Consider the following 11,405-nt stretch of genomic DNA (forward strand, 5'->3'; position numbering starts at 1 on the left):
GGCGGCATTCTACAGGCCATGGCCGAAATAATCGGCAAAACCTGACCAGCAGGAGAGTATTGGTTTTATTCGTGCAAGGGGCACGTGAGCTAAGGTGTAACGAAACGTTAGCGGCGTGGTGCAGTCTGTACCCCATCAATGACTGATTTGCTGCATGAAAAGGCCCGGAATGCTCACATCCCTCAAGCAAGAAAAATACATGGTGCTGGCGCTGATTGCCGCCATCGTCGCCTACCCGTTGGAGCACTGGATGCTGCACAGCGGGCAGATGGTGGCGTTGCTCAGCGGCGTGGCGTTGATCGTCTTCATCGTCGTGGCCTCGATGCGTGTTGCCCACCACGCCGAGCAACTGGCGGAAAAGGTCGGTGACCCTTACGGCACCATGATCCTGACCCTGGCCGCGGTGCTGGTGGAGGTGGTGATCCTGGCGATCATGATGAGCAACGAGCCATCGCCCACCTTGGTACGCGACACGATTTATTCGGCAGTGATGCTCGATATCAACGGCATCCTCGGCCTGGCTGCGCTGATGGGCGGCATCAAACATGGCGAACAGTCCTACAACGATGACTCGGCACGCAGCTACAGCGTGATGATCCTCACCGCCATGGGCGTGTCGATGGTGGTGCCGGAATTCATCCCCCAGGCCGACTGGAAAATTTACTCGGCGTTCACCATCGGCGCGATGGTGCTGCTTTACACCCTGTTTTTGCGCATGCAGGTGGGGCCGCACAGTTACTTCTTCAGCTACAGCTACCCGGAAAAACGCCGCAAGAAACAGCCCGAAGAACAGCAGGAACCGCCAATCAGCCTGGCCTTCTCCATTGGCACATTGGTGTTTGGCGTGGTTGTGATCGGCGCACTGGCCGAGGTGATGTCCAAGACCCTCGACCTGGGCCTGGAAGGCACGGGCGCGCCGCCGGTGATCACGGCGATTGTGGTGGCGGCTATTTCGGCGGCGCCGGAAATTCTGACGGCCTTGCGGGCAGCCTTGGCTAACCGCATGCAGTCGGTGGTCAACATCGCACTCGGTGCGTCGTTGTCGACGGTGATTTTGACGGTGCCGGTGATGGAGGCCATGGCGCTCTACACCGGCCAGCCGTTCCAGATGGCGATGACGCCGGTGCAAACCGTGATGGTGTTGATCACGCTGGTTGTCAGTGCGATCAACCTCAACGATGGCGAGACGAATGCCATCGAAGGGATGACCCATTTCGTGTTGTTTGCGACGTTTATCATGCTGTCGCTGTTGGGGTTGTAGAAACCGCAGAACTCAATGTGGGAGCTGGGTTTTGTGGGAGCTGGCGTGCCTGCGATGCAGACACCCAGGTTTTTCAGTTGCACCGAGATGATGCTATCGCAGGCAAGCCAGCTCCCACATTTTGATATGCCTGGCTTAGGTTCCGGCGATCAGCTGTTTCGCCGCCTGTGTGTGATCGGCAATCAAACCTTTCAAATCCAGGCCTTCAACCTGCCCGTCAATCACCCGCCATTTGCCCCCGATCATCACCCGATCCGCCCGGTCGGCGCCGCACAGCAGCAACGCCGAAATCGGATCGTGACTGCCGGAAAAACGCAGCTCATCAAGCTTGAACAGTGCCAGGTCAGCCTGTTTGCCCACGGCCAGTTCACCGATATCCGTACGCCCCAGTAATTGCGCCGAGCCTTTGGTCGCCCAGCCCAGCACGCCTTCGGGGGTGATCTTTTCCGCGCCGTAACGCAGGCGCTGGATGTACAAGGCCTGGCGGGTTTCGAGGATCATGTTCGAGGCATCGTTGGACGCGGAGCCGTCCACGCCAAGGCCAATCGGCGCACCGGCGGCGAGCAGGTCCAGGGTCGGGCAGATGCCGGAGGCCAGGCGCATGTTCGAGCTTGGGCAATGGCAGATGCCGGTACCGGCGGCGCCCAGGCGCGCGATTTCATCCGGGTTGAAGTGAATGCCATGGGCCAGCCAGGTGCGTGGGCCGAGCCAGCCGACGCTGTCGAGATAATCCACGGTGCGCAGGCCGAAGCGCTGCAGGCAGAAGTCTTCTTCGTCGAGGGTTTCCGCCAGGTGCGTGTGCAGGCGCACATCGAGGCTGTTGGCCAGTTCGGCGCTGGCTTGCATGATTTGCGGGGTGACCGAAAACGGCGAGCAGGGCGCCAGGGCAATCTGGATTTGCGCGCCGTCGCCGCGCTCATGGTATGCGCGGATCAGGCGTTGGCTGTCGTCGAGGATCACTTGGCCTTGTTGCACGGTCTGCTGCGGCGGCAGGCCGCCGTCGGCTTCGCCCAGGCTCATGGAACCGCGCGTGAGCATGGCGCGCATGCCCAGTTCGCGCACGCTTTGCACTTGCACGTCGATGGCATTTTCCAGGCCGTCAGGAAACAGGTAGTGGTGATCGGCCGCGGTGGTGCAGCCTGAGAGCAGCAATTCCGCCAAGGCGACTTTGGACGCCAGGGCGAGCTTTTCCGGGGTCAGCCGGGCCCACACCGGGTAGAGGGTTTTGAGCCACGGGAACAACGGCTGGTTGACCACCGGTGCCCAGGCGCGGGTCAGGGTCTGGTAGAAGTGATGATGGGTGTTGATCAGCCCCGGCAGGATCACATGTTCGCGTGCGTCAAACACCTGTGCGCAGGGCACGGCAGGCTCTTGTCCCCAGCCCAGCAGTTCGGTGATCACACCGTCTTGCAGCACCAGGCCGCCACGGGCATCGAGGCCATTGGCAGTGAAAATCGCGAGGGGGTTTTTTAACCAGATACGGGTCGCAGGCATTGGCCGGCTCCTCTGAATGATGGGTTCAGGTTTGCCAGCTCAGTGTTGCCCTGTCTGCTGATCCAGGGTCGCCGGTTAAGGCGAGGTCGATAGATTACGTGGAGTTCCGGATCCGGTCCAGCTGCAGGCGCGAGGTGCTCTTGAGTCACCAATGCCGTTCAGTTAAGCAGTCCCCTGTGGGAGCGGGCTGGCCCGCGATAGCGGTGCGCCAGTCAACATTAATGTTGGCTGGGCCGACGTCTTCGCGGGCAGGCCCGTTCCCGCCTGTAGAACCGGGGTATTACCAGGCGATGGTGTCGCCTTTGTAGTCCACGAAGTGATGGCCGCCCTTGCCCGTGTAGGCATTTACCTGATCGATCAGGCCGCGCACGCTGGTGTCGACATCAATGAGCGCGTTTTCACCGCCCATATCCGTCTTCACCCAGCCCGGGTGCAGCGACAGCACGGTGAGCTTGTGGTCGCCGAGTTGGGTGATAAAGCTGTTGGTCATGGAGTTGAGGGCAGCCTTGCTGGCCTTGTACAGCGCCAGGTCCGCACCGTCGGGAATGGTCACGCTGCCGAGCACCGAGCTCATGAAGGCCAGCACGCCGCTGTCTTTGCGAATCTGCCCGACAAAACGCTGGGCCAGGTTGATCGGCGCCACGGCGTTGGTGAAGAACAGCTGGCCGACTTCCGCCAGGGTGGCGTGGCCAGGCTCTTGATTGGCGGGGCCTTTGACGCCGGCGTTGACGAACAGCAGGTCGAAGGTGCGGTCCTTGAGGCGCTGGCTCAGAGCGATCACGGCTTGCTGATCGTCTATGTCCAGCTTCTCGACGTGTACCGGGCCTGTGGCTTTGAGCGCATCGGCCTTGTTCGGGTCGCGCACGGTGGCGGTCACATCCCAGCCGTCCTCAAGCAATTGTTTGACCAGGCCAAGGCCCAGCCCGCGCGAGGCGCCGATGATCAGTGCGGTTTTTGGCGTAGACATGAAAGGCATCCTTTGGAATGGAGGTTCACGGATTCAGTGGACAGCGTTGCCCGAGCCTTTGCTGCAACTCCTGGCGCAGGTGGCCGAGTTCGCTGATACGGGTTTCGATCAGGTTGAGCTTGTCTTGCAGCAATTGTGTGACAGCGCTGTCGGGGTCGGGCGCCTGCCAGAGGGCGGCGACGCTGCTGCCGATCTCGCCCAGGCTGAAGCCCAGGCGTTGCGCAGTTTTGATGTAGAGCACCAGTTGCACCATGTCCGGCGGGTAGTCGCGGTAACCATTGGCGCTGCGTTGTGCTGCGATCAACCCACGCTGCTCGTAGAAACGCAGTGTGTCGCGGCTGACCTGGCTGGCCTGGGCTAGTTCGCCAATACGCATGGGGCGGGCTCGAAAGGGCTTGACCCTGGAGCATACTCCAGGCTTTAGCCTGCTGGCTTCTTAATTCAAGGAGCTTGCCGATATGTGGACCGCTGCCCAATACCGAACACTGGTGCGCGCCAGCGCCTGGTATGACTTGATCGTGACCGCGGCGTTTGTCACACCGTGGAGCTTTGTGTTTGTGCACAGCGTATTGCAGGGTTTGAACCTGCCGGGAACGTTGCCGGCGTTTGCACCGGCGCATGTACTGATGGCCAATTTGCTCGGCTCGATTGTGTGCGTGTGGGCAGTGCTGCGAATTCGCGACCCGCAGCGCCAGTTTGGCCTCTATGACGCGGCCGGCCGCGCACTGTTCGCGACCTGGCAGCTCTACGCGCTGATGCAGGGCGCGACGGCGGTGCTGTGGGTAACGTTGCTGTTTGAGGGGGCGTGGGGCATCGCGCAAATTGTCCCCGTGAAGACTGATCAAAAAATGACCGGCGCCCGTAAGCCCTTATGACAGAAGGGTTACAGGCGGATGTGCTCAGGTTATCCACAGGCAGGTGCACAGTAGATGTGGGCAGTTTCAGCGCTCCAGCAGGATGCGCCCACGGCTCAGGTCGGCGAGTTGGGTTTGCAGCGTGTCGATAGCCGCCTCGCCCAGTGCCAGCTGCAGCTCCACACCATTGGCGGTAAAGGTTTCGTCCACCACCAGCCCACCCAGTTCGGCGACACGCAGTTTCACCAGGTTCAGCTCCGAAAAGCCGCAGGCGCAGCTCAGTGGCACGCGGCTGATCAGCTCGATGCGCTCGGCATTTTGCAGGCATTTGTTCGCGCCGCCGCCATAGGCACGGGCGAGGCCACCGGTGCCCAGCTGAATGCCGCCGTACCAGCGAATCACCAGCACGGCGACCTGATCAAAGCCTTGGGCTTCGATGGCGGCCAGAATCGGCCGCCCCGCGGTTCCGCCGGGCTCGCCATCGTCGTTGCTGCGGTACTGATCGGCGAGTTTCCAGGCCCAGCAGTTGTGCGTGGCGTTGAGGTCGCTGTGTTGCTCGAAAAACGCTTGGGCGTCTTGCGCGCTGGTGATCGGCGTCGCGAGGGTAATAAAGCGGCTTTTGCGTATTTCTTCACGAAATTCGCAAAGGCCGGTAAGCGTGAAAGGCATAAGTCGCTTCGTTTATAGGGCGGGCTTGATGCCACAGCCTTTGAGAATGATGTGGATCAGGTTGCTGCCGGCGTCTTCCATGTCTTGTTTGGTCAGCTTGGTGCGCCCGGTGACGCGGCAGATCTGGGTGGCAAAGTCGGCGTAGTGCTGGGTGCTGCCCCACAGCAGGAAGATCAGGTGCACGGGGTCGATGGGGTCCATCTTGCCGGCGTCGATCCAGGCCTGGAACACGGCGGCGCGGCCGCTGAACCAGGCGCGGTAATCCTGGCTGAAATATTCGGTGAGGCATTCGCCGCCACTGATGATTTCCATGGCGAAGATCCGCGAGGCCTGTGGGTGACGCCGGGAAAACTCCATCTTGGTGCGGATGTAGCGAGTGAGCGCCACGGCCGGGTCGTCCTCGGCGGTCAGCGCGTTGAAGGTGCTGTCCCACAGTTCGAGGATATTGCTGAGCACCGCGATGTACAGGCCGAGCTTGTTGGTGAAGTAGTAATGCAGGTTGGCCTTGGGCAGCCCGGCACTCGAGGCAATGGTGTTCATGCTGGTGCCTTTGTAGCCATGGCGCGCGAACTCGTCTTCAGCAGCCTGCAGAATCGCTTGTTCGTTCTTTTGCCGAATGCGGCTGGCGGGTTTACCGGCGTGGTTGCTGTGGGCAGGAACTTCGAGGCTCATGGAGGTTTCCGTGCTGATCGATAGAGACGACGTGTGCACAGATAACCCACCCTCAAGCCTCAGACAAGTCCCGATGCAATAAAACCGTCAAAGCGGTTCCAGCGTGTCGCTTTCCGGCGCGTGGTTTGCGGCAGCGCAGGTCGTTTTGGTTTCCGGTAACAACAGGCACAACACGATGGCGGTCAGGCCGCCGCTGGTGATGGCTGAGTCGAACAGGTTTTGCACCAGGGACGGCATCAAGTGCAACAGGTCCGGTTGGGCGGCAATGCCCAGGCCGACGCCGAAGGAGGTGGCGATGATCAGCATGCTGCGCCGGTCCAGTGGCGCCTGCGCAAGGATGCGCACCCCGGCAGCGGCCACGCTGCCGAACATCACCAGGGTGGCGCCGCCCAATACCGGCTTGGGAATTTGCTGCAGCACGGCACCAATCAACGGAAACAAGCCGAGACAGAACAGCAGCACGCCGATGTACAAGCCGACGTAACGGCTGGCGACGCCGGTGAGTTGGATCACACCATTGTTCTGCGCAAAGGTGGTGTTGGGAAAGGCGCTGAAGGTAGCGGCGATCATGCAACTCACACCATCGCCCAAGACGCCGCCTTTGAGTCGGCTTATATAAGAAGGGCCGCTGATGGGTTGGCGCGCAATCATGCAATTGGCGGTGAGGTCACCGACGGTCTCGATGCTGCTGATCAGATAAATCAGCGCGATGGGCAAAAAAGCGCTCCAGTCGAAGTTGAAACCAAAGCGAAAGGGCATTGGCACGCTGATCAAGGGCAAGTCGGGCAGGGCCTGAGGTACCAGTTTGCCGCTGAACCAGGCGGCCAGGCTGCCGAGGGCCAAGCCGATGATGATCGCCGAAAGGCGAACCCACGGGGTGTTGGAGCGGTTGAGCAAAATGATCGTCAGCACCACGAACACGCCCAACGCCAGGTTCACCGGAGCGCCGAAGTCGGGCGCGTTAAAACCGCCGCCGAGGTCGGTGATGCCCACCTTGATCAGGCTGATGCCGATCAGCGTGATCACAATCCCGGTGACCAGGGGCGTGATCACTCGGCGCAGTTGGCCGATAAAGCGGCTCAACACGATCTGTACCGCCGCGCCGAAAAAGCACACGCCGAAGATCATTGCCATGATGTCTTCCGGGCTACCACCGCGTTGCTTGACCAGAAAGCCTGCCGACAACACCGCGCCGAGAAACGCAAAGCTGGTGCCTTGCAGGCAGATCATCCCGGCGCCGATGCCAAAGGGTCTGCGTGCTTGAATGAAGGTGCCGACGCCGGAGACCATCAACGCCATGCTGATCAAGTAGGGCAAATGGGCGGTGAGGCCCAGCGTAGAGCCAATAATCAAGGGCGGCGTGATAATGCCGACGAAGGCCGCCAGCACGTGTTGCGCGGCGGCCAGTATTGCCGGGATGGGTTTCGGGCGGTCGTTGAGGCCGTAGATCAGGTCGCTGGGGCTGGAGGTTTCTGGTGGCATGGCGGGCAAACTCAGGGCGGACGGTTCAAGGTCCTTGTGCCTTGCAAAAAGCTGTCCAGTTGCTCAGCTTTTGGCGAAAGGCCCGAGCTAGCGCGTTGCCGCCAGACTCTCGAGAAAGCTTTCCAGCACCAAATGAGGGCGACGGCCCTTGCGCGTGACCGATGCGAGGCTCAAATCGTAAAAACGTGTAGTCGGTTTCAGCGCGCGCAGTCGGCCTTGTTGCACCCACAGGCTGGCGTAGTGGTCAGGCAGGTAACCAATGTAGCGGCCCGTGAGGATCAGGAACGCCATGCCTTCGCGGTCCGAGGCGCTGGCGGTGCAGTTGAGTGCCTGGTAATGCGCCTGGATCTCGGCGGGCAAGCGGAAGGTGGGGGCGATGGCGTCCTGGCTGTCGAGGCGGGCGTCGTCCAGTTGTTTGTTGTCGGCATAGAACAGCGGGTGGCCAACCGCGCAATAGAGCAGCGACCGTTCGCTGTAGAGCGGCTGGTATTCCAGGCCCGACAGCGCGCTGGCCTGGGGGACAACGCCGACATGCAGGCGGCCGTCGAGTACGCCTTGCTCGACTTCATTGGGGGCGATCATGCGGATTTGTATCTGCACGTCCGGGCCACGCTCCTTCAACTGTGCCAACGCGTGAGTGATGCGCATGTGGGGCAGGGTGACGAGGTTGTCGGTGAGGCCGATGATCAGCTCGCCGCGCAAATGCTGGTGCAGGCCGTTGACCTCAGTGCGAAAGCTTTCCAGGGCACTTAATAGCTGCAGGGCCGATTGGTAGACCTCGCGGCCTTCTTCGGTAAGCGAGAAACCGGCACGCCCGCGTTGGCACAGACGCAATCCCAGGCGCTGTTCGAGGTCGCTCATCTGCTGGCTGATGGCCGAGCGGCCAATGCCGAGCACGGTTTCTGCTGCCGAGAAGCCGCCGCACTCCACCACGCTGCGAAAGATGCGCAACAGGCGGATATCGAAGTCACTGACTTGGGCCAGAGGGTCGGGGCGGCGGCTGCTCATAGTTTAGTGAAGGCCTGACTGAAGGTTAGAAGAGTTGAATTTCACCGACTTTATCCCCGTGGCAATTTAGCTGCAAGAACGCTTTTCAATCCCGACGCTGCCTTTTGCCCTGCGAGGTTTTGCTGATGAACATGCCCGAAAACGCCCCGACGTCCCTGGCCAGCCAATTGAAGTTGGATGCGCACTGGATGCCCTACACCGCCAACCGTAACTTCCAGCGTGACCCGCGCCTGATCGTGGCCGCCGAAGGCAGCTGGTTGACCGATGACAAGGGCCGCAAGGTGTACGACTCGTTGTCGGGCCTGTGGACCTGCGGCGCCGGGCACACCCGCAAGGAAATCCAGGAAGCGGTCGCCAAGCAATTGGGCACCCTGGACTACTCCCCGGGCTTCCAGTACGGCCATCCGCTGTCGTTCCAGCTGGCAGAAAAGATCACCGACCTGACGCCGGGCAATCTGAATCACGTGTTTTTCACGGACTCTGGCTCCGAGTGCGCCGATACCGCGGTGAAGATGGTGCGCGCCTACTGGCGGCTGAAGGGGCAGGCGACCAAGACCAAAATGATTGGCCGCGCCCGTGGCTACCACGGTGTCAACATCGCCGGCACTAGCCTGGGGGGCGTCAACGGTAACCGGAAGCTGTTTGGTCAGGGCTTGATGGATGTGGATCACCTGCCTCACACCTTGCTGGCGAGCAATGCGTTTTCTCGTGGCATGCCGGAGCAGGGTGGTATTGCCTTGGCCGATGAGCTGCTCAAGTTGATCGAGCTGCACGACGCGTCGAACATTGCCGCCGTGTTTGTTGAGCCGATGGCCGGCTCCGCTGGCGTGCTGGTGCCGCCACAGGGTTACCTCAAGCGCCTGCGTGAGATCTGCGATCAGCACAACATCCTGTTGGTGTTCGACGAAGTGATCACCGGTTTCGGCCGTACCGGCTCGATGTTCGGCGCCGACAGCTTCGGCGTGACCCCGGACCTGATGTGCATCGCCAAGCAAGTCACCAACGGCGCGATCCCGATGGGCGCGGTGATTGCCAGCAGCGAGATCTATCAGACCTTCATGAACCAGGCGACGCCGGAGTACGCCGTGGAATTCCCCCACGGCTATACCTACTCGGCGCACCCAGTGGCGTGCGCGGCTGGCCTGGCGGCATTGGACTTGCTGCAGAAGGAAAACCTGGTGCAGAGCGTGGCCGAAGTCGCGCCACACTTTGAGAATGCGCTGCACGGTTTGAAGGGCAGCAAGAACGTGATCGATATTCGTAACTACGGCCTGGCCGGCGCGATCCAGATTGCTCCGCGTGACGGTGATGCCATCGTGCGTCCATTCGAGGCCGGCATGGCCTTGTGGAAAGCCGGCTTCTACGTGCGTTTTGGCGGCGACACCCTGCAGTTCGGGCCAACCTTCAACAGCAAGCCGCAGGACCTGGATCGCCTGTTTGACGCGGTCGGCGAAGTGCTGAACAAGATCGACTGATTTCTCCTTCTATATAGAACACCTTTTCAGGAGCCCTGCATGAGCCTTATCCAGCATTTGATCAACGGTGAGTTGGTCAATGACAGCGGCCGGAGTGCCGACGTATATAACCCGTCTACCGGCCAGGTGATTCACCAAGTGCCGCTGGCGAGTCGTGAAACCATTCAACAGGCGATCGACTCGGCCAAGGCCGCGTTCCCGGCCTGGCGCAATACCCCGCCGGCCAAACGTGCCCAGGTGATGTTTCGTTTCAAGCAATTGCTGGAGCAGAACGAAGCACGCATCTCTCAGTTGATCAGCGAGGAGCATGGCAAGACGCTGGAGGACGCGGCGGGTGAATTGAAGCGCGGGATCGAGAACGTCGAGTACGCGTGCTCGGCGCCGGAGATTCTCAAGGGCGAGTACAGCCGTAACGTGGGGCCGAACATTGATGCCTGGTCGGATTTCCAGCCGTTGGGCGTGGTGGCTGGTATTACGCCGTTCAACTTCCCGGCGATGGTGCCGTTGTGGATGTACCCGCTGGCCATTGTCTGCGGCAACTGTTTCATCCTGAAGCCGTCGGAGCGTGATCCAAGTTCTACGCTGCTGATCGCGCAGTTGCTGCAGGAAGCCGGCCTGCCTAAGGGTGTGTTGAGCGTGGTGCACGGTGACAAGGGCGCGGTGGATGCGCTGATCGAAGCGCCGGAAGTCAAGGCACTGAGCTTTGTGGGCTCGACGCCCATTGCCGAATACATTTATTCCGAAGCGACCAAGCGCGGCAAACGTGTGCAAGCGCTGGGCGGGGCGAAGAACCACGCGGTGCTGATGCCGGATGCAGACCTGGATAACGCCGTGAGTGCCTTGATGGGTGCGGCGTATGGTTCGTGCGGGGAGCGTTGCATGGCGATCTCGGTGGCGGTGTGCGTGGGTGATCAGGTGGCAGATGCGTTGATCGCCAAGCTGGTGCCGCAGGTTAAAGCGCTGAAGATTGGTGCGGGCACGTCCTGCGGCCTGGATATGGGGCCGTTGGTGACGGGCCAGGCGCGCGACAAGGTCAGCGGCTATATAGAAGACGGTGTGTCGGCGGGTGCCAAGCTGGTGGTCGACGGCCGTGGTTTAAGTGTTGCCGGGCATGAGGAAGGTTTCTTCCTGGGCGGCAGCCTGTTTGATCGTGTGACCCCTGAGATGCGCATCTATAAAGAAGAGATCTTCGGACCGGTGCTGTGTGTCGTTCGGGTGGATAGCCTGGAAGCGGCGATGCAACTGATCAATGATCACGAATACGGTAATGGCACTTGCATCTTTACCCGTGACGGGGAGGCGGCGCGCCTGTTCTGTGACGAGATTGAAGTGGGCATGGTCGGGGTGAACGTCCCGCTGCCGGTGCCAGTGGCTTATCACAGCTTCGGCGGCTGGAAGCGCTCGCTGTTTGGCGACTTGCATGCCTATGGGCCGGATGGGGTGCGTTTCTATACCCGTCGCAAGGCGATCACCCAGCGCTGGCCGCAACGGGCCAGCCATGAAGCGTCGCAGTTTGCCTTTCC

General features: G+C 61.0%; 11 protein-coding genes (1 of these 11 only partly in view). 4 read left to right on the top strand and 7 right to left on the bottom strand.

Going from position 1 to position 11,405, the window contains the following annotated elements; translation table 11 throughout:
* Positions 1–169: 169 nt before the first annotated feature.
* On the top strand, positions 170–1,261 hold the full coding sequence (locus C4J83_RS03340) for a calcium:cation antiporter (RefSeq protein ID WP_106577745.1): 1,092 nt from the start codon (positions 170–172) through the stop codon (positions 1,259–1,261).
* A gap of 135 nt (positions 1,262–1,396) precedes the next feature.
* Here C4J83_RS03340 and C4J83_RS03345 read toward each other — a convergent pair whose 3' ends face one another.
* From C4J83_RS03345 to C4J83_RS03360, 3 genes are all read right to left on the bottom strand, one after another.
* Positions 1,397–2,755, bottom strand: a complete 1,359-nt coding sequence (locus C4J83_RS03345) for an 8-oxoguanine deaminase (RefSeq protein WP_124416347.1) — start codon at positions 2,753–2,755, stop codon at positions 1,397–1,399.
* 280 nt (positions 2,756–3,035) lie between these two features.
* Positions 3,036–3,722 carry an SDR family oxidoreductase gene (locus C4J83_RS03355; protein WP_124416349.1) on the bottom strand — a complete coding sequence of 229 codons (687 nt, stop codon included), beginning with the start codon at positions 3,720–3,722 and terminating at the stop codon, positions 3,036–3,038.
* 25 nt (positions 3,723–3,747) lie between these two features.
* A complete protein-coding gene (locus tag C4J83_RS03360; RefSeq protein WP_106577748.1) occupies positions 3,748–4,098 on the bottom strand; it encodes a MerR family transcriptional regulator in 351 nt (116 codons plus the stop codon).
* An 82-nt stretch (positions 4,099–4,180) separates the two neighbouring features.
* Here C4J83_RS03360 and C4J83_RS03365 point away from each other — a divergent pair, with 82 nt between their 5' ends.
* Positions 4,181–4,597, top strand: a complete 417-nt coding sequence (locus tag C4J83_RS03365; protein ID WP_106577749.1) for a hypothetical protein — start codon at positions 4,181–4,183, stop codon at positions 4,595–4,597.
* 66 nt (positions 4,598–4,663) lie between these two features.
* Here C4J83_RS03365 and C4J83_RS03370 read toward each other — a convergent pair whose 3' ends face one another.
* The 4 genes from C4J83_RS03370 to C4J83_RS03385 form a co-directional block, all read right to left on the bottom strand.
* Positions 4,664–5,245, bottom strand: coding sequence for an IMPACT family protein (locus C4J83_RS03370; RefSeq protein WP_124416350.1), 582 nt, complete (start codon positions 5,243–5,245; stop codon positions 4,664–4,666).
* 12 nt (positions 5,246–5,257) lie between these two features.
* The gene (locus C4J83_RS03375; RefSeq protein WP_106577751.1) at positions 5,258–5,917 is read right to left on the bottom strand and encodes a TetR/AcrR family transcriptional regulator; all 660 of its coding nucleotides are present in this window, start codon (positions 5,915–5,917) and stop codon (positions 5,258–5,260) included.
* Positions 5,918–6,004: 87 nt separating this feature from the next.
* A complete protein-coding gene (locus C4J83_RS03380) occupies positions 6,005–7,399 on the bottom strand; it encodes a uracil-xanthine permease family protein (protein ID WP_124416351.1) in 1,395 nt (464 codons plus the stop codon).
* Between the two features lie 87 nt (positions 7,400–7,486).
* Positions 7,487–8,407, bottom strand: coding sequence for a LysR family transcriptional regulator (locus tag C4J83_RS03385; RefSeq protein WP_106577753.1), 921 nt, complete (start codon positions 8,405–8,407; stop codon positions 7,487–7,489).
* A gap of 125 nt (positions 8,408–8,532) precedes the next feature.
* Between C4J83_RS03385 and aptA the strand changes: the two genes are divergently transcribed.
* Positions 8,533–9,882 (top strand): omega-aminotransferase AptA, encoded by a 1,350-nt coding sequence (aptA, locus tag C4J83_RS03390; protein WP_106577754.1) that lies wholly within the window; start codon positions 8,533–8,535, stop codon positions 9,880–9,882.
* A 39-nt stretch (positions 9,883–9,921) separates the two neighbouring features.
* A protein-coding gene (locus C4J83_RS03395) for a CoA-acylating methylmalonate-semialdehyde dehydrogenase (protein WP_124416352.1) crosses the window boundary here: on the top strand, positions 9,922–11,405 show its 5' portion. The gene runs 10 nt beyond the window's last position; 1,484 of the gene's 1,494 nt are visible here — the first part of the coding sequence; the start codon lies at positions 9,922–9,924; the stop codon falls past the right edge of the window.

Origin of the sequence: Pseudomonas sp. LBUM920, from assembly GCF_003852315.1 — a bacterium.
Taxonomy (GTDB): Bacteria; Pseudomonadota; Gammaproteobacteria; order Pseudomonadales; family Pseudomonadaceae; genus Aquipseudomonas.